This is a genomic window from Bacillus sp. AC266, assembly GCF_979253805.1.
The window spans coordinates 627,121-646,676 of sequence record NZ_CEEDEC010000003.1 but is presented as its reverse complement, the minus strand read 5'-3'; the positions used below and the strand labels follow the sequence as shown (position 1 = coordinate 646,676).

Genomic DNA, 19,556 nt, shown 5'->3' with positions numbered 1-19,556 from the left:
TCTGTTATATAATAGTTAAAAATTGCAATTTTTACGAAAAGAGATGATAGCATGGCCATATTGTTGGCACTTATCCCGATTATGATGATTTTTATTTGTTTGTTTTTGTTTAAACAAACGTCATTAAGAGCCTCATTAATCTCTTATGCCGTTTCTGTCGGAATCGTTTTACTCTCGCCAACGTTTCAATTAGGGATAAGTGAAACTGTACACGCAACAATTAAAGGGTGGTTAATTTGTTTTATTGTCGGATACGTTTTATTTTTCGGTATTTTTTTATTTCACCTCATGAACAAAATGGGATACATCGATCAAGTAGCACGATTTCTAGAACAAGTCACGCGCGATCGATTATTGCAAATGCTTCTTATGTGTTTTGGTATTTGTCCACTTATTGAATCAGTGAGTGGATTCGGAATTGGTTTTATGGTCGCAGCACCTATTTTTCTTTCGCTCGGTTATAAACCGTTTCAAGCTGTGCTACTATCGTTTATCGGTTTACTTGCAAGTTCATGGGGCGCAATGGCAACGGGTACGATTATCGGTTCTCAGCTTATTAACATGCCGCTCACAATTCTTGGTACAAATACAGCATTATTAAGCATCCCGATTTTCGCATATTTTATCTTCCTTTCTTTATACGTTGTCGGTGGCTGGCAGGCAGTTATAGAAAAGTGGAAGGAAGGAGTAGGATTCTTTCTATTATTTTCTCTCGGAATCTATCTTTCTAACGCATACGTAAGTGTTGAACTAGCAGGGATATTAAGTTCTATCGTTACCATTACATTTGGCTTTCTAATCATTAAATTAAAAGGGAAAAGTGAGCAAAACTTTATAACAGAACATGCTGCGGCTGTAGAGAGAGAAGTATCTATTATAAAAATTATTAGCCCTTATATATTCTTAACAGTTTGTATTTTACTTTCTCGCCTCGTTCCAGCATTACATGATTTTCTTAGGTCATATGCAGTTCTCGATTTAAAATCATACTCTTACAAACTAGAGTTACTATATTCGCCAGGGTTTTGGCTCGCCATGACTTGTTTATTTACAATTATTTTCTTCCGCATTCCATCTAATATTATGAAACAATCACTCTCGCAAACGATAAGACAATGGATTCCATTCGCAATTACAACGACGATGTTCATCGCCATTTCAGAACTAATGGGCGCATCTGGTATGCATTCATTACTCGCAAAAACAGCTGGTGAAACATTTGGGACGTTTTTCGTTTTCGTTGCTCCGTTTATTGGGGGAATCGGAGGCTTTTTAACAGGTAGTAACGCAGGATCAAATGCGATGTTTATAAAGCTACAAATGCAAACAGCGCAAAACGTAGCACTCCCGTGGCAATACGTCACAACGCTCCAAAACACCGCATCATCAGTAGCCACAATCGCTTGTCCATCACGGATTACACTAGGCGCGTATTTATGTAATATCCCTTATCGTGAAAATGAACTATTAAAGAAGACGACGTTAATGATTTTTGGTGCGGTGTTGCTTGTAGTGGTGGAGGTTATTGTTTGGTATATGTTGAGAAAATAAGAAATCCTCTTGGGAAAGGAGGATTTTCTTTTTATATGGATAATGCCTAAAGTATGAACAGCTTCTACTAAATGAATAGGAGATGAAAGAGATGCCCTTAAAAAACTACGGTGTATTAAAAGGTACAGTTGTACAATCTAAGATTGGAAAAGGGAAAACACCTCATTATCAAGTTCATTTACAAGGCGAAGCAGAAGTAGATTATCGTATTGCAATTAACGTAAAGTCGCAAAGTTATCCGTCAGAAGTTTTATATTTTGCAAGCGAACATATTGATTCAGAAGCTATTCACATTTTACCGACATTACCATTCGGTTTTACAGAAATAAAAAACAATGAACCGAAAGTAGCTTTAGACTACGTAAGAGGTAATGTATTTGATTCAAAACAAATGATTCCTTTACCTGCTGAAAAATCGGGATCTGATAATGATTTAAATGAAAAAATAGAACGTTATATAAAACGAGCAATAGAAGAAAAAGCAATTATTTACGCGTTTGGTGAAAGGTGGGGACCAGAAGAAAAGGTTCCGGATTCGTATTTCCACTTTACACCTGGAAACGGTATACACGATATTCATATGAATCAAGGGAATGTAGAGAAATGGCAAGGTGATGATGGCAAATGGCAAGACGGTGGGATATTGATTCACTTTGAGAAGAAGGAAGAGTGGATTGGTATTTTTCTTGCCTTTCAGTCACAGTCATGGTGTACCGATGAAGAAGGGCACGCTCGTGTTCCGGTTGAGCATTGTGATTATAAGAGAAATAATTGATGAGAAGAGGACGTTCACAATGAACGCCCTCTTCTCATTTTATAAAACCCAAAACTAACAAGTGTAGAAATACAAGAGAAAAGAAGCGCTACACTAGAAAATGCAATGAGATACATATTATACTTCATCATTTTACCGATTAGTTGGTTACTATCGTACTGAAACAGTCCCGCTATTATATTGAATAAAAATAATAAGATAAACATGACGATAACACCGTCTATTGATCCTTTAATGTCTGGTTTACTTAAAGCGATATGTGCGGAAATGCAAATGGCGATAAATAAAAATAACCAAAAGGAAGGATTCAATAAATTGTTCATTGTAAACAAGCTTTTTAATAAAAAGAATGTTGATAAAAACATGTTTTGGATCATGTCTAAGTTAATAGAAGTCGATGCAACAGTTGTTTCGAGAGTCGTATTAAATAAAGAATATGACGCTGGTACGAAATAGCGCATTAAAAGTATTAAGGCAGTAATACCAGAAATAATAGGACCGATGCCGATAAAGAAATTACCGATTCGTTGGTATATACTTTTTTGATTGTATTGATGTTGTACGTAACCTAAAGCTCCCTGACTTGTATCTGTTGGGAAAAACTGCGTTGCTACAATTTTATGACGAAATACTAGACACATAATTGCATGCCCAAGTTCATGGACGGGAACACCAATCCATGCAGTTAAAAGAAATCCCTTCCTACCAAAAGCTCTCGACCAATACGTTCGTGTGAGAGATTCTAAATAACCTAATATAAATCCAATTACAATGATGACACCAATTAAAGAAAATAATTGGATCACACTTGTAAGGAGTGTTTGAAAAATCGAGTTTACAAATTCCACTGTCTTCATCCAATCTGTTTAAAGTTTCACTTTATTTGCTCTGTTTCATAATACCATTATTTTTCTATAATACTAGCACACATAGTTTCGTTTAAAAGAAGGATTTCATATTCTTTTTCTTGTAGTCATGTTTTATGTACAAAGTCATATATTGAATTTGTAACACCCTATAAGGTATATGCTTAAGGAGGAATCAGAGAATGAAATGTCCGGCATGTAATACTGAAAATGCAGCGGAAGCAAGGTTTTGCGGGAATTGTGGACATTCGTTAACGGAAGAAGTGGTAGCGAGTGGTGGGCAGGCAGAAGGGCAGCTATCGCGCCCGGCACGAGTAAAGGAAACTCGTCCGAATGAAACGGTAGAGCAAGCGAAACAATTTGCAAGTGGCTATTTTCAGTTCTTTAAAAATGCTTTTAAATCACCATCGGCCATTATGGAAAGTGGAAATATTGAAGTGCGAAATGGAATTGCAAGCCTTGTACTTATTTGTTTTTTAGGAGCATGTATTTTTTATAGAATGATGAGCACAGCGGCGACTGTTACGAGGACATTAGTACCAGATGTATCTACTCCTACTTTCTTTGGAGAATCTGTAATGGTCTTTTTCTTTTTATTAATTTTAACTTTATTTGTCGGATTTATTATTTTTGTAAGTGGTAAGATGATGAAATCATCTTTTTCTTTTCTTGAAGCATTCGGTATATGGGGGACGATAGCGACGCCAGCTATTGCTATACTAGTTCTTTCTTTTCTTTTTAGTTTTTTATTAATCTTTTTTTTACCAATATTACTATGGATAGCTACAACGTATATGGTAATTAGTATAATTGTAGCTATATTAAAACTAGACAACGGCGGATTAGATCCTGTGTACACACTTATTATCGCAAATGTTTTAATCGGAATTGCAACGTTTATCGTGTTTTGGTCTTACATTAAAACGATAATCCAAACCTTTATCGGGGGATTAACAGGCTTCTAACGAAAAGGTGGTTGAACGGATGAATGTATGCACAAAGTGCGGGACTCATTTTGAAGACAGTGTGCAATTTTGTCAAAACTGCGGGACGAAGAGGCGGGATCCTGTAGTAAAGAAGCAGAAAATGAGCAAAGGGACAATAATTGGAATTACACTTTTAACATTTTTTATTATAGTATTGGGCGGATTATATGCGTATGGATCTTCATATTACTCACAATCATCGCAAGTAGAGAGAATTATTACTATTTTACAAGAGAGGGACGGGGAGAAATTAGCTGAGATCACCACGACAGATGATCCAGCCGTTATTGTAACGAGAGAGAGTTTAACGCCTCTATTTTCATATATAAAAGAAAATCCATCTTATGTGAATGAATTGAAAGAATATTTGAGGCAAGGTGAAAAACAAGGGGATGGAATAGAAAGAGCAGATTTTTCTTTAACGAAAGATGGGAAACATTTCTTTTTATTTGATCGGTATAAATTGAAAGCAAAGACGTATTATACGACTCTGCTTACAAATGAAAAAGGTACATCTTTAAAATTGAACGGAAAAGAAATTGATAAGACAAATGACAAAAAGTTTGAGAAGCAATATGGACCGTTTCTTCCTGGAACTCAAGTATTTCAATCTGAATATAAAAATGACTATGTAAAACTATCACGTGAGGAAAAGGTTGTACTTATGAAACAAAGTCAAAATAATGTAACGGTAGATTTAACGTTGCAAGGGCAATATATTACAGTTCAAACGAATGAAGCTGGTGCGACATTATACGTGAATCAAAAGCCAGTTACAGCGTTGACCGGAGAAGAAATTACGTGGGGACCGATAGCGACTGATGGAAGTGCGGCGATTTATTTAGAACGAAATGGAGAAAACGGCAGGGAAACGACAAAGGTAGAAACGGTAACGGCATTGTCGGCTTATAATCTTCCATTCCAAAAGAAAAGTATAGAAAAAACAGTTGTTTACAATGTTACTCCGCCTACGACTGGGTATGTATATAATGGTTTCATCTTCCCTGATAGTGATATTCGAAAATTAACGAGTACGGACTTAACATATTTATCGAAAGAACAATTGAAAATAGCAAGAAACGAAATATACGCAAGACATGGACATATGTTTCAAACGAAGGATATGCAAGCGTATTTTTCAAAACAGTCTTGGTATAGAGAAAATCCGTATTTTACAGGAAAGCTAACAGATATTGAAACTTATAATGTTGAATTGATCAAATCAAGAGAATAAACACGTGAAAAAGGTACAGTGCATAGCTGTACCTTTTCTATGGTTATTTAGCTGGACCAGGATCCCTTGAGAAAAAGATATGAAAGAGGAATGTGACTTTACTTGCTCCTCCTGATGTACTTGCTTGCACATCAGATAATGCACTAGATGTTAAAACACCTTCAGAACGAGGGGGTACGACTATTTTGAGAGTATCATCTTTTTCTGATGATGCAGTAACTGTTATTGTATCATCAGATAAGTTTACAATTTTAACAGTACCGATTGGTAAGATGGATTTGCCAGCGTGTGATGCTGAAGCGAAGCGAGAGCCTTTCCAAATCGTTTGTGCGAAAGTGTCATCATTAGATAACCAAGCGCGAGCACTATAAAGTGTTACGTTAATAGAAAATTCTTGATCAAGTGGCATGGCGGCTTTCGGTTCTTGCGGTTCCTCTGGAGTTTGAGCGAGAAGGCCGGCGCACATGTATGTTTCACCTACTTTCAATAGTTGCTGTTATAGCATATTAAACATCTTGTTTATAAGACACGACGGATACCTATTCATGCATAGGTTTGTGCACCAAATTTGTAGATAGAACTCTCTTTCTTTACAATGGAAGTAGGTGTTATTTCTATAAAATATGGAAATCGTAAAGAGTATGTAAAAAAGAAGGAGTGGTAAAGTGAACTATGTCATTATTGGCGGAGATGCAGCAGGTATGAGTGCAGCAATGCAAATTGTTAGAAACGATGAAACTGCAAATGTTGTAACGTTAGAAAAAGGTGAAATCTATTCATACGCTCAGTGCGGATTACCGTATGTGATTAGTGGTGTTATTGCTTCTACTGAAAAGTTAATTGCACGCGATGTAAAGACGTTTCGTGATAAATATGGAATTGATGCGAAAGTACGTCATGAAGTAACGAAAGTAGATACGGAAAAGAAAATGGTGTACGCAGAGCATACGGAGACGAAAGATGTTTTTGAATTTCCGTATGACCGTTTATTAATTGCGACTGGAGTGCGTCCTGTTATGCCAGAATGGGAAGGGCGAGATTTGCAAGGCGTTCATCTTTTAAAAACAATTCCGGATGCTGAGCGCATATTAAAAACGCTAGAAACGAATAAAGTTGAGGATGTAACTATTATTGGCGGCGGTGCAATTGGACTAGAGATGGCAGAAACATTCGTCGAACTTGGTAAGAAAGTAAGAATGATTGAGCGAAATGATCATATCGGTACGATTTATGATGCAGATATGGCTGAATATATACATAAAGAAGCAGATAAACACAATATTGAAATTTTAACGAATGAAAATGTAAAAGCATTTAAAGGAAAAGAAAGAGTGGAACAAATTGAAACAGATAAAGGTACGTATAAAACTGATCTCGTTTTAGTATCTGTCGGTGTACAGTCAAATACTGATTTTCTTGAGGGGACAAATATACGTAAAACTCATAAAGGTGCAATTGAAGTAAATGCTTATATGCAAACAAATGTGAAAGACGTATACGCTGCTGGTGATTGTGCAACGCATTACCATGTTATAAAGGAAACTCATGATCATATCCCGCTCGGAACGACTGCGAATAAACAAGGGCGACTTGCCGGACTCAATATGGTTGATAAACGAAGAGCATTTAAAGGTACGTTAGGTACGGGCATTATTAAATTTATGAATCTGACGCTCGCAAGAACAGGCTTAAATGAAAAAGAAGCGAAAGGGCTAAACATCCCGTATAAGACGGTCAAAGTAGATTCAACAAATATGGCAGGCTATTACCCGAGTGCTTCGCCACTTCACTTGAAATTACTATATCACGCCGATACGAAACAATTGTTAGGCGGTCAAGTAATTGGAGAAGAGGGCGTAGATAAACGTATTGATGTTATCGCAATGGCACTTTTCAATAAAATGAGTATTCACGATTTAGAAGATGTCGACTTAAGTTACGCACCACCATATAACAGCGTTTGGGATCCAATTCAACAAGCAGCAAGGAGAGCGGAATAGCACTTTTTTAAGTGCTATTTTTTTTGTGAAAGGGGAATAAATAAAGTTTCACTTTATTTTGAATATACCGTTCACCCTTGAAAACATAGTACGTATCGCTTATATTGTCATATAGTATTTATTTTTTAATAAAGCAATGAACGAACCAGGGGGCACAGTATGGCAATTAACATGAATACAATCGAAGAATGGATTGCTGAATCAAATGCAAGAAACGAAGAAGACTTAGGAAACGTTGTTGAAGAGATGAAAGAAGTATGTGTCGGACTTGATAACGCGACATTAATTTATACGAAAAACGTATTTTGTTTCGGTAAGAAAGTAGAAGTATTCTTCTTCTTCCAAGATCACGTCGTTATCGGAGAAGAGAAGGAAGAGTATATTGAGATTGAAAAATTAAAGTATGATGACATTACAAATAGCAACTTAAAAACAAATGACAAAAATACAACGTTAGAACTAAAGTTTTCTAACGGGAAAGCTATTAATTTAGATAGTCTAAATGATAACTACGGTACGAAAAACTGGTTATTTGCAAGACAAATTAAGAGTATTTTTAAAGTAATCTAGTAAAAAAGGCAGGCCTTGAAAGGTCTGCTTTTTTACTTATTTCCTATTAAATAAAGGCACCCTCTTTCTTCATAACATTTCACGCTTGTAAATCCCGTCTCATAAAAAAGGTTTACTAATTCTTCGGTCGTCTTAAATTTATCCATATGATATTGGATTTTGAAAGTTTCAGCGACTAGTAAAAAGGATCCATTCGGTTTTAAGACGCGAAATACTTCTTTCATATCATTTTTTATATAAGAATATGTATTTATTTCGCTTTTAATAATTTAACTCCTTTAAAAAAAGCACGCCATTAATCGGCGTGCTTCTAATTATGCAAGGACCCTTTTAGCCAATTTCGCGCCCTGTAAGCCCCAACCGGAATTTGAATGAGTGAAGTTTCATTTCCGGCATCAATCCCGTACAATTGATCGCATGAATTTGTATCAAAACTTAGTAACGGGTGCCCGCCCATCCCCATAGCGGTCGCAGCTAAAACGAGTTTATGAACGAGCATGCCAGCTTCCATTTGATGAATGCGATATCCTCTATAACCTAATTTATTTTTATAGTAATCTTTATTTCCGACTACATGTAGACAAAGTGGTACTTGAAAAAGGTTTACGTTATCCATCGTCATACTGGATTGCAGAGAATAACGAAGATCTCCGTACCGAATTGGCTGTATGGAATGTGTCCTACTGTTATAAGCGTAAGCGCCGTTTTCTATGTCTTTTACGTTATAAAAACATCCATATAGTGAGACTCGTGCGTTTTCATTTACATACTTGCCATCAAGGTCGTTGTAATAAGGGAAGGAGAGGCTCGCTTCTTGTAGTAAAGTAGCGAGCTCGGCTGCATCCCATTTCGTTAAAATGAAGTCAGAATCAGGTGAATATCGTTTTTTACAAAGTTGTAAGAAATCATATGATAAACGTTCCACTTTAGGTAGCTGCATAGCGTGTGCACTATATTGTTGTCGTTCTTCACAGGTAAATGTTTGGAAGTGTTCTGTCGATTCAATCATAGATGCCGCGGTTATTTTTTTTATCATCGGATAGTCATCTACATGTTTTGAACGAACGAAATGCTCATGTGTTAACGGCGGGATTTGCTGCAACAAGTCATGAGAAGTAATAGTTTTATTTTCGTGATGATCATCATGAAACCAATCTGTATTCGGTTCTGTACTTAAAGGAATAACAGCATACACACTTTCTTCACCTTCTGACAGTCCAAGTAAATGATTCATTGCCCGATCTAGAAACTGAAAATATACACCATTTGTATAACCAAATTGTTTTGCGCATTCAAGTAATTGACCGATGAGAACACCGCTATCTAATCCTTGAAGACGATACGAAAAGTTATTGTATTTAAAGAAGTTTTTCCAAAACATAGTGGATACAAATGCAGCACCAAAACAAGAATGTATGTTACAACGATTGCCGAGTGCTTCTGTAAGATAAGAATCGAAATTTCCTTCGCGAAGTAAGATAAGACGGTGATGCGCGGCGTCGTAATGGTAAATGCCGTCTGGATAATGATCAATTTTTAAATACATATATAATTCATTCGGATATAAAGCACCCCCAGAAGGGATGAATCTTCGAAATAGAGTCGTTGTTTTATTATTTTCTAGGTTAGTAGTAGGCTGACATAATTGTGTTAAACCAAATGAGTACCAAAGATAATGACCGATTTCCTCTAAGTTAGGTTTAGTAGAAGAATTCCGCAAAGTTAATGGGATTTCTAAAGAGAGAGGGATTACTGGTAAATTTCGATATAATTTATAAGGAAGTGGTGCGTCTTCCCAGTCAATCTCTTTATCGGACGACATAATTTCATTAATAGAAAAATGGAGATGATGTAAAAAAGTATCAGGTTGCATCAAATTTCCCCCTCACTATGAATTATGGAAACGGATGCGGATGTGGATTTAAACTTTCATTCGTTAAAGGCTCAGCCCAATATCCAAGTGTCATCGGTACGGTATACACTCTATCCAGTCCTGTAACCCGAGTGAGATGGTGACCGAACGTCATCGGTAACATGCCTGGAATAATTACTTTTACACAATGTAAGCCGTTCTTTTCTATAAGGGGGACCGTTTGATCTACAACAATTACTTCAAGTCCAGATTGATGTAACCTGTTTAAAAGTTGATGAAGATCAGATGTTAAATCCATATCAAATGATTGTAATGCATTCATTTCTTGGAACGTTTGCACTGGAGCATCATCACGTAAAAGGAAGTGAAGACGCTCTTCAGCTTCTTTCAATCCGTACAGCATACTATGATCTTCCATTTGCGAAACAAGATATGGATCTTGTAAACAGTGTTCATATTTCTCTCTTTTTTGTTCAAGCTCTTCATCTGTTATAAGTAACATGCCTGCTATTTCGTGAATTGCATTTTTTACAGCTCGAATTGGTTCCATATGTGCGCCGCCAGCACAGACGAGATTCATACCATCTTGTCTTGTATTTTTCGCAATGACCCATATGCTCGGAATACCATGTTCCATCGTCGCGTTGAAAACGTATAATTCATATCCAGTAATTGTGCGTAAGCGTTCCAACATTAGTTGCAATTCAGTATCATTGGCTGAACTAAGATCGAGACGGGGAAGAGGTAATTCGGCATACCAAGTGAGCAAAAAGGCGTCACGCTCTACAATTTCTAAAATGCCGTGAAAAATTGCTTCTTCTAAACTACCACCAATTGCACATCCATTTGATGTTTCATACACGAAAGCATCTCTATGACCAAGGCTATAATAAGCGATTGATTCTGGAACTAGAAGTGGTCGGTTTTGTAATAAAGAATATCCCCATACCCAGTTTTGCTCATAATCAGGATCAAACGGCTTAAATGGAAAACTATCACGATTGTAATGTTCATTTGTATGCACACCAAGTGTGAGGGGATTCAGTGCAATATCTTCTAGCTCACGAAAACTGCCATGTACATTTGTTTTTTTTCCACGAGGCGACATACCGCAATAGCGTTCTAAACCTTCTAAAATAGCGGTTGCTTCACTAAGTGAAAATGAATGAGTCCGGCCCGCGACACCTTCATTTCCAAACAGTAACGGCATGTTTATAATGACATCAGCAAACGGTAATAGAGAATGTTGCATTTTACCGTTTAAAATACCAGTCCGGTAATCTAAATAGTCTCTCGTTAAAAATGTGTTTAGCTCATGAATGGAACGACAGCGATACGTTTCAGTACTCGTTTTCAAACTTGGTTGTAAAGAAATTTGCGCTGCATCTGCTGTATCGTCAGGCAAATTGCTGCATACCGGACAGAGAGGGTCTGGAAGAAACGAATTCCGGGTACATTGTAACGTTTGTAAGTCCAGTAAAATGAGTTCGTTTTCTAAAGAAGAATATCCATGAGCTAATATTTTCTCTGTTTCAGCATGAATGAGCTGGCACATTTGTAACATTCCATTTTGGGTGGCGCGTACATCACGCCTCGTCACGTTCTCTGCTTTTAATGCATATTTTCGTTGTAGTTCCCACATTTCTTTTTGATCAAAGCCAGCTATAAACCGGCGTCCATCAGCGCAGTGGGAACATCCAGTTGTAAGAGGCTTCACGTAAGGACCGATAATACCTTCACCAAACGAAGTAAACGCGCGAAGCCACGGAATATTATTTGAGCGAAAGATAAGCTCAGCATCACGATGTACGGAAGAAGGAGACCCGTCATGTAAAACGAGAGCAAGATGAATGTTTTCAGGGAGAGCTTCTGTAATTGTATGCTGGCGGATGAGTGAATATTGCTTGCACAATTGCTCATGTACATAGTCTGTGAGTAGGCCATCTCCTATAAGTAGTATGTTTTGAGTCATTGGTCATCCTCCTTTGCAATTAATACCCCATATACACCGTCTAAGTTGTCTCTTAAAAATGACTCAATAGCTAAATCAAAAACGAATGGATACAAGTTGTTTTCCGTTAAATTTTGCAAAGCAACTTGTAAAGACTGTACGCCTGGAATTTCTTCTTCTTCTTGTATTGCTACTCTAACAGGATCCGTACTATATAAAACAATGGATGATTCCGGTAACATATTAGCTTTATAAGGAATCTCTTCATTTTGAATATGAAGGAGTGCTTGTTGCAGAGCATTTCTTAATGCGAGTGTTATATTAATATTTACCGCACCATACCATCTATCATTAATACCGATCCAAACGACAGGAAAACCAAGTAACTCCTCACTCATTCCTACTTTAGGTATTTCATGAATTGTAGAGAGAGCATCGTAGTAAAACCTACAATGTTTATCATGAATTTCGGTTAAATAAAGCTCTGTAATCTCTTCTAGCATATGTGATTGGCGTTCATATAACTTATTATTTAAATGTTTTTGGAGTGCTCGGTATACACCTTCTGTCATCGTTTCCCCAGCACCAATACCGATATCAGTATGTTCGGGGATAAGACGATGAATCATTTCAGCTACATATGTTTCAACTCCTGTTAAGCCAGCTTCGCGGCGTGCTTCATTATGAGTTAATCCACCGCAAGTTATAGTAGGAAGGGGAGAGGTAGGTCCGTCTGATAATGGATTTGCAACTTGAATATTGCACTGTGATAAAGGCAATTGATTTAAATCTTGTTCATCCCACATGTGGAATATGCCAGCTTCTTTAGAAGTTAACGCATCAAAAAAACGAAAAAGTTCAGTTGAAGTATATTGTCCGGAACGTTGGGCAAGGTTTTCTTGAAGATTTTGCACCGTATCAATTGTAAAGATTTCATCGGTTGCGAGAAGATGTTTTATGAAAGGGTGCCACTTTCCTTCAAGTGTTTCCAAGTTTAATAAAAAGAATTGAGGATTATGCTGCCTATGTGAATCTTCAGCGACATGTTTAAATAACTCAAAAACGATAACATTTGCTAACATTGCAGATGCAATTGGTGAGAAAGGTTCAGGTGGATTTTCACTTTGTAAAGTAGTTTCGTGTAGACGATGCCAAGCTGATTCCCAGCATTCTTCACGGTCTACGGTTACGACGGGTCCAGCTAAACCAATTCTTGATAAGCAAATAGCTGGTATGAAATTTTTCTTAAACTCTCTACAAATAGTATGGATTGCTCTTAAACTTTCAATATCTCCATTTTGGGAAACGTATAAAATCCAGTCGAAAGGCTCGAATACTTCATGTAAAGGGCGATCAATTGTAATATCTATTTCTTGAATGAGTACATTGTCATCATTTGCATATGCACGTTCGCTTAATTCATGAATTCGATCGTAGTTTGTTTCAGCACGATCTGTAACAAGATAATGAAATGTAGGTAAACCAGATTCTAATAAAGAAGAAACTAGGGAAGTAAGCATATCGCCAGAACCAATTATAAGCACATTTGCTGCGCGGTACGTTTCGAATTTTAAAGCGCCTGAATGGGAATCAGCTTCTAAAAACTCAATTTGCGAAGCATATCTGTCGAGTAATGCACTGTTTAATTCGTGGGGAGCATCTTGGCTTACATCACGAACGAAACCATTTTCATATAAAATCTCTCCAATTTCAAATACACGATTTTGATAGGGGAGAGGGAGACCATCGGTTATTTCTGTCAAAGAATGATTACCGTTAAACATAGGCATTAATTTCTCAATCCAGTCATAAATCCCATCACCATCCATACGGAATGAACTGGAGTTATTTCGAAAGTAAACACCCCCGTTTGAATCGGGGAGGAAGAAAGTATCCTTATTTGCTTTAAGTTTTGCATGAACTGGAAGGTTATTCATGTTTATCCCCCTTACGTTTTAGGCATACATTATTAGTCTATGTAGTGTGATTTGTCCCATATGAACATAATGAAAAAAGGCTGTAGAATGATTCATTCTACAGCCTTTAATAGATTAATAATCTATCAACCTTCTAATAATAATGATTTTGGATCTTCAAGCATATCTTTAACAGCAACAAGGAAGCTAACTGCTTCTTTACCATCAACAATACGGTGATCGTAAGATAGTGCAAGGTACATCATTGGACGGTTTTCCATACGCTCTGCATCAATTGCAACTGGACGTACTTGGATTTTATGCATCCCTAGAATACCTACTTGTGGACTATTTAGGATTGGTGTCGACATTAGAGAACCGAACACACCACCATTTGTAATTGTAAATGTACCACCTTGTAGCTCTTTTAATGAAAGTTTATTATCGCGTGCTTTCAGACCTAAATTACGAATCTCGCTTTCAATTTCAGCGAAGTTCAATTGGTTAGCATCGCGTACAACTGGAACAACTAATCCATCTGGAGCTGCTACTGCAATACCGATATCATAGAATTTTTTAATGATAAGCTCATCGCCTTGAATTTCAGCATTTAATAATGGGAACTGTTTTAATGCTGCAACAACTGCTTTTGTGAAGAATGACATAAAGCCAAGACGTACATCATGTTTTTTCTCGAAAGCATCTTTGCGTTCTTTACGTAATTCCATGATTGCACTCATATCAACTTCGTTAAATGTAGTTAACATTGCAGATGTTTGTTGAACTTCTACAAGACGTTTTGCAATTGTTTGACGGCGGCGGGACATTTTCACACGCTCAACTGGTTTTTCAAATTCAGTTTTTGCAACTGGAGCCGGACTTTGTTTTGGAGCAGCTGGTGCTTCTTTTGGCGCTGCAGCGTGAGCTTGTACATCATGTGGTCTCACACGTCCAAGTGGATCTGTGCTACGTACTTCGTTTAAATCGATTCCTAATTCACGAGCCATTTTGCGAGCAGCTGGTGATGCGATAGGACGATTTGTATTTGGTAAACCTTGCAACGCTTTATTTTGTTCAGCACTTGGAGCTGCTGCTTTCGGTGCTTCAGTAGTTTCTTGTTTTGGTTGCTCATTAGCCGGAGCAGGTGTGCTTACTTCAACCGCTGCGCCGTTTGCATCTAAAATTGCGATAGTAGCACCAACTTCAACTGTATCTCCAGGTTCGCCTAGTAACTTCGATACAATACCTGAATCCTCTGCAATGATTTCTACATTGACTTTGTCAGTCTCAAGCTCAACAACGCTGCCACCTTTCTCAACTTTGTCGCCTACGTTGATAAGCCATTGTGAAATAGTTCCTTCTGAAATAGATTCTGCAAGCTCAGGTACTTTAATTTCGATCATTTTAAATGTCCTCCCCTTATTTGCCTAACGGTGTGTTTTATCTTCTTTAATCTTCGGTAATCTCCATTTGTTAGCCTGGCTGTGGCAGACTATCTGCCACAGCCAAGCCTGAAAAACTCATTGTTACTTTCAGTTGCTGAAAACTTCAATTTCTTGTTTATCTTGACGGAAGTTGTACTTCACATCTAAAGCGTGTGCAACGATTAATTCTTGCTCAGCTTTGTGAGCGAATGGATCGCCACCAGATGGGCTAGAACGATCCGGACGTCCAATGTAACCTGTTTTCACTTTATCCCCAGCTAGTTCGAACAGAATTGGAGCCATGTAATGCCATGCGCCCATATTACGAGGTTCTTCTTGAACCCAAATGATTTCTTCTAAGTTTTTAAAGCGTTTAATAATAGATTGAACTTTTTCAGCAGGGAATGGATACAACTGCTCGATACGAACCATATGAACTTCATCTAGGCTGTACTCATGCTTACCACTTTCGATTTCTGCTGCTAAGTCAATTGCCATTTTACCTGTACTTAAAACAAGACGTTTTACTTTATTTGGTTTCGCACCAAGGTTTTCTTGTTCTAAAGCAGGTTGGAAACGTCCTTCGCTTAACTGACTAGCAGTTGAAAGCGTAAGTGGGTGACGTAATAAACTCTTTGGCGTCATAAGCACTAACGGTCGAACAGCTTCTGTTCCTAAGATAGATGCTTGACGACGTAAAATATGGAAGTATTGTGCCGCGCTCGTTAAGTTTGCAACTGTCCAGTTGTTCTCAGCAGCTAATTGTAAGAAACGCTCTGGACGTGCACTAGAGTGTTCTGGCCCTTGACCTTCATAACCGTGTGGTAATAGAAGAACTAAACCAGATTTTTGACCCCATTTTGCTCTTCCTGCTGAAACATATTGATCAAATAATGTTTGCGCAGTATTTGAGAAGTCACCGTATTGAGCTTCCCACATCACAAGAGTTTCTGGAGCAAATACGTTGTAACCATATTCGTAACCAACAACAGCAGCTTCTGATAACGGACTGTTATGAACAGAGAATGATGCGTTAATGTTCGGTAAACGGTGTAATGGTGAATAAGTTTCGTTTGTATCAGTATCGTGTAATACGATATGACGGTGCGCGAATGTACCACGCTGTGAATCTTGACCAGTTAAACGAATTGGCGTACCTTCTTGTAAAATTGAAGCGAATGCTAACGATTCAGCAAGTGCCCATTCAATTTTACCGTTCTCTTCAAGAGCATCTTTACGGCGCTCAAGAATTTTCTTCACTTTTGGATATACGTTAAAGCCTTCAGGCCAAGATAATAGTCCTTCATTAATTGCACGAAGTGATTCAATTGAAACACCAGTGTCAATCGGTTGAATTCCTTTTGCAACAACCTCTGGAACTTTAACGTGAATTGTTGCAGCACTCGTATCAGCTGGTGGCACTTGTGCGTATTCAGCCTTTAATTCCTCTTGTATAAACTGAGTAATTGTTTCAACCTCATCTGCATTCAGAACGCCAGCAGATTGTAATTGATCTGCATAAATTGCTCTTACAGTTGGGTGATTTTTAATTTTTTTGTACACTTGTGGTTGCGTAACTGCTGGATCATCCATTTCGTTATGACCATATCGGCGGTAACCGATTAAATCGATTAAGAAGTCCTTTTTGAACAGCGTACGATATTGGATCGCAAGGTTTGCAGCAGCAAGACAAGCTTCCGGATCATCAGCATTCACGTGAACAATCGGAATATCGAAACCTTTTGCAAGGTCGCTTGAATATTTAGTAGAACGAGAATCATAGCTATCAGTCGTAAAGCCGACTGCATTATTTGCGATAACATGAATAGTTCCGCCAGTTTGGTATGCATTCAATCTACTTAAGTTGAGTGTCTCAGACACAACACCTTGACCAGGGAATGCAGCATCACCATGAACTAAAATTACGAATGATTTTGTAGTATCTTGTTCTGGAAGACCAGATTTTTTACGATTCTCTTGAGCTGCACGTGCGAAACCTTCAACAACAGGGTTAACGAACTCAAGATGACTCGGGTTATTTGCTAATGTAACACGAGTGCTAACTTCTTCATTACCAACGACTTGTTCTCTACCTAAATGGTATTTCACGTCGCCAGTCCAGCCAGCATTTGCCACTGCACCTTCTATTTTTGCATGTTTGAATTCTGCAAACATGTGATTATATGGCTTTTCTAATACGTGAGCGAGTACGCTTAGACGACCGCGGTGAGCCATACCAATCATGACATCTTCTACGCCGCCTTTAGCACCTTCAGAAACAATTTCATCTAGTACAGGTACAAGCATATCAACGCCCTCTATTGAGAAACGTTTTTGACCAACGAATGTTTTATGCAAGAATTGCTCGAAACCTTCAACAGCAGCTAAACGTTTTAAAAGAGCAGTTCGTTTTTTATTTGATAATGGTTGACGCAATGAATTTGATTCCACCATTTGATGCAACCACGCGCGTTCTTCACTATCTTGTATATGTGAGAATTCATAAGCTAAAGATTTTGTATAAACGTCTTTTAATCTATGAATTACATCAAGTGCAGTGTGAATACCCTCTGGTGCATCTTGCCATACTGTTTTTGCTGGAATCGCTTTCAAGTCAGCATCGCTCAGTTCGTTCATTGTTTTCTCGATAAGAGATTGTCCGTTTGCAGCATCTTCCATCGGATTAATGTGAGCCAATGTATGCCCGAAAGAACGGATCTGTTCAACAAGTTGAACGACTTTAAGAATCTTTTCAATGTTCCCTGTGTTTTGAGGAGAAAAATGTGTTGCTGTGTTGTCCCCTGTTACGACATCATCTTGAAACGAAGGAGCTCCAAAAATTTCAAAAAGCTCTTGTAATTCCGGATCAACAGAACCTGCTCCAGTTACGTAAAGATCATACTGTTCAATAACATAACCAAGGTTCGGACCATGGAACTTGGCCCAAGGGTTTGTCGTTGTATTCTTCCTCGTCATTTGTTTAAACCTCCCAATGCATATAATCCTTTTTCCATACAAAAAGGTGCATTTTGCTCTTTTCAATAATTGATGAACCAATAATCAATGTAAATGTTTTTCTTTACTCTTATGTTATTACAATAATTTACATAATACCAAACACTATTACTTATCTGTTTTGTAAAAAAACATTCACAATAACTTATCACCCAAGTTAATCTTTCATGTTATAAAGTAATTTCACGGGAAAACGGGGTGGATATATTTGGTATACCTACATTAATACCTATAATTGTTGCATTTAAATATAAGTATAACTATCAGAATGTTTCGATAAAGTTTAGTTCGAATTATGTATATTGGAATAATAAGCGCTTTCATTGATATTATACAACAATATAACGGAATATAGTATAAAAAATAAAAAATTATGAATTTACCATAAACTTTATCTCGATAGTGTTAAATATCGAAAGGAAAATGAAGGATTTCTACAAAAAAAGTGGCTATACATAAAAAATGCTTCATAAACCGTTAGTTTCTATAAATATGGCGAAAAACAACGTAAAAACAATAGCGCATTTCACCCGATAAAGAGCAGAATGAAACATTTTAAAAGGATAAAACAAATATGGAGATATTAAATTTTCATAAAAACGGAGAGGAGATATAGTAACGGCTATATACATTGTTCCATGTTTCATTTCAAAATAGACGTGCTGAATTTGAAAAAGTTTCTTCTATATAAATAGAATGAAAAATAAACGAAATGAATGTAAAGGAACCTTGACGTAAAGTTTCCTTTACGTATATACTCGGTATAAGGAAGGAGGGAGAAATTTCCTTGGAAAATAAAATGGTCGAATATCGAAAAAAACTTGGACTATCTCAAGAAAAATTGGCTGAGAAACTTGGAGTTTCCAGACAAACCATTATCTCAATTGAAAAAGGGAAATACGATCCGTCACTTCCGTTAGCATTTGAAATTGCAAAAACATTTCAGACAACGATAGAACATGTATTTATTTATGAAGGAAAAGAAGAGGGGGAGAAAGGATGAATTATTCACAAAAGTACTTCGTTATTATGGGAATTATTTTTCTATTTATGAGTGGATTTATGATATTAACAGGTATAATGACGCATTCTGCACCACCGGCTATAACTTATCCATTGCTTGGGATGATGATTATGAGTTTCTGCCTAAGTTACTTGCACCCACAATTTAAAGAAAAAGACGAGCGAATGAAGCTTATTCGTTATAAAGGGATGTTCGTGACCTTTTTTGCACTAACCGCATATTATCTTCTTTTCTCTATCGGCTTAAACTTAAAAATACTTACACTATCTGCTACTGAACTATTGAACATACTTATGGCACTCACGATGAGTACAGTTTTTATATCGTTTGTTGTTTTATCGAAAAGATATTAAGATGTAAAAGAGAAAGGA

At 37.2% G+C, this 19,556-nt stretch carries 15 protein-coding genes and 1 pseudogene; 8 read left to right on the top strand and 8 right to left on the bottom strand.

Going from position 1 to position 19,556, the window contains the following annotated elements; genetic code table 11:
• Positions 1–51: 51 nt before the first annotated feature.
• Both AC0IXC_RS16560 and AC0IXC_RS16555 read left to right on the top strand, forming a co-directional pair.
• The gene (locus tag AC0IXC_RS16560; RefSeq protein WP_002030479.1) at positions 52–1,551 is read left to right on the top strand and encodes an L-lactate permease; all 1,500 of its coding nucleotides are present in this window, start codon (positions 52–54) and stop codon (positions 1,549–1,551) included.
• Between the two features lie 91 nt (positions 1,552–1,642).
• Positions 1,643–2,326 carry a DUF2278 family protein gene (locus AC0IXC_RS16555; protein ID WP_471653054.1) on the top strand — a complete coding sequence of 228 codons (684 nt, stop codon included), beginning with the start codon at positions 1,643–1,645 and terminating at the stop codon, positions 2,324–2,326.
• Positions 2,327–2,340: 14 nt separating this feature from the next.
• Here AC0IXC_RS16555 and AC0IXC_RS16550 read toward each other — a convergent pair whose 3' ends face one another.
• On the bottom strand, positions 2,341–3,174 hold the full coding sequence (locus tag AC0IXC_RS16550) for a hypothetical protein (RefSeq protein ID WP_471653053.1): 834 nt from the start codon (positions 3,172–3,174) through the stop codon (positions 2,341–2,343).
• Between the two features lie 200 nt (positions 3,175–3,374).
• On the opposite strand from AC0IXC_RS16550, the gene AC0IXC_RS16545 reads away from it, so the two are divergent.
• Positions 3,375–4,157, top strand: coding sequence for a zinc ribbon domain-containing protein (locus tag AC0IXC_RS16545; protein WP_215590935.1), 783 nt, complete (start codon positions 3,375–3,377; stop codon positions 4,155–4,157).
• A gap of 19 nt (positions 4,158–4,176) precedes the next feature.
• Positions 4,177–5,412, top strand: coding sequence for a TcaA 3rd/4th domain-containing protein (locus tag AC0IXC_RS16540; RefSeq protein WP_471653052.1), 1,236 nt, complete (start codon positions 4,177–4,179; stop codon positions 5,410–5,412).
• A gap of 43 nt (positions 5,413–5,455) precedes the next feature.
• On the opposite strand, the gene AC0IXC_RS16535 is transcribed toward AC0IXC_RS16540, so the two are convergent.
• Complete coding sequence (locus tag AC0IXC_RS16535) at positions 5,456–5,878, bottom strand: hypothetical protein (RefSeq protein ID WP_061689062.1); 423 nt, start codon at positions 5,876–5,878, stop codon at positions 5,456–5,458.
• 199 nt (positions 5,879–6,077) lie between these two features.
• Here AC0IXC_RS16535 and AC0IXC_RS16530 point away from each other — a divergent pair, with 199 nt between their 5' ends.
• Entirely contained in the window at positions 6,078–7,412 is a 1,335-nt protein-coding gene (locus AC0IXC_RS16530) for an FAD-dependent oxidoreductase (RefSeq protein WP_471653051.1), read from the top strand.
• A gap of 159 nt (positions 7,413–7,571) precedes the next feature.
• The gene (locus AC0IXC_RS16525; RefSeq protein ID WP_002030461.1) at positions 7,572–7,982 is read left to right on the top strand and encodes a DUF3908 family protein; all 411 of its coding nucleotides are present in this window, start codon (positions 7,572–7,574) and stop codon (positions 7,980–7,982) included.
• A 32-nt stretch (positions 7,983–8,014) separates the two neighbouring features.
• On the opposite strand, the pseudogene AC0IXC_RS16520 reads toward AC0IXC_RS16525, so the two are convergent.
• From AC0IXC_RS16520 to odhA, 6 genes and pseudogenes are all read right to left on the bottom strand, one after another.
• Positions 8,015–8,218 (bottom strand): annotated as a pseudogene (locus AC0IXC_RS16520) (SAM-dependent methyltransferase); the annotation flags it as partial.
• Between the two features lie 74 nt (positions 8,219–8,292).
• Positions 8,293–9,855 (bottom strand): SagB family peptide dehydrogenase, encoded by a 1,563-nt coding sequence (locus tag AC0IXC_RS16515; RefSeq protein ID WP_353824670.1) that lies wholly within the window; start codon positions 9,853–9,855, stop codon positions 8,293–8,295.
• 22 nt (positions 9,856–9,877) lie between these two features.
• Positions 9,878–11,827 carry a TOMM precursor leader peptide-binding protein gene (locus AC0IXC_RS16510; protein ID WP_044437842.1) on the bottom strand — a complete coding sequence of 650 codons (1,950 nt, stop codon included), beginning with the start codon at positions 11,825–11,827 and terminating at the stop codon, positions 9,878–9,880.
• A complete protein-coding gene (locus AC0IXC_RS16505; RefSeq protein WP_113769153.1) occupies positions 11,824–13,743 on the bottom strand; it encodes a putative thiazole-containing bacteriocin maturation protein in 1,920 nt (639 codons plus the stop codon). The genes AC0IXC_RS16510 and AC0IXC_RS16505 overlap by 4 nt, the downstream gene beginning before the upstream one ends.
• Positions 13,744–13,868: 125 nt before the next feature.
• The gene (gene odhB, locus AC0IXC_RS16500; protein WP_002168867.1) at positions 13,869–15,125 is read right to left on the bottom strand and encodes a 2-oxoglutarate dehydrogenase complex dihydrolipoyllysine-residue succinyltransferase; all 1,257 of its coding nucleotides are present in this window, start codon (positions 15,123–15,125) and stop codon (positions 13,869–13,871) included.
• A 129-nt stretch (positions 15,126–15,254) separates the two neighbouring features.
• On the bottom strand, positions 15,255–18,122 hold the full coding sequence (odhA, locus tag AC0IXC_RS16495; protein ID WP_113769154.1) for a 2-oxoglutarate dehydrogenase E1 component: 2,868 nt from the start codon (positions 18,120–18,122) through the stop codon (positions 15,255–15,257).
• Between the two features lie 826 nt (positions 18,123–18,948).
• On the opposite strand from odhA, the gene AC0IXC_RS16490 reads away from it, so the two are divergent.
• The gene (locus AC0IXC_RS16490; RefSeq protein ID WP_002188807.1) at positions 18,949–19,164 is read left to right on the top strand and encodes a helix-turn-helix transcriptional regulator; all 216 of its coding nucleotides are present in this window, start codon (positions 18,949–18,951) and stop codon (positions 19,162–19,164) included.
• The gene (locus tag AC0IXC_RS16485) at positions 19,161–19,538 is read left to right on the top strand and encodes a hypothetical protein (protein WP_001109902.1); all 378 of its coding nucleotides are present in this window, start codon (positions 19,161–19,163) and stop codon (positions 19,536–19,538) included. The genes AC0IXC_RS16490 and AC0IXC_RS16485 overlap by 4 nt, the downstream gene beginning before the upstream one ends.
• Positions 19,539–19,556: the final 18 nt, after the last annotated feature.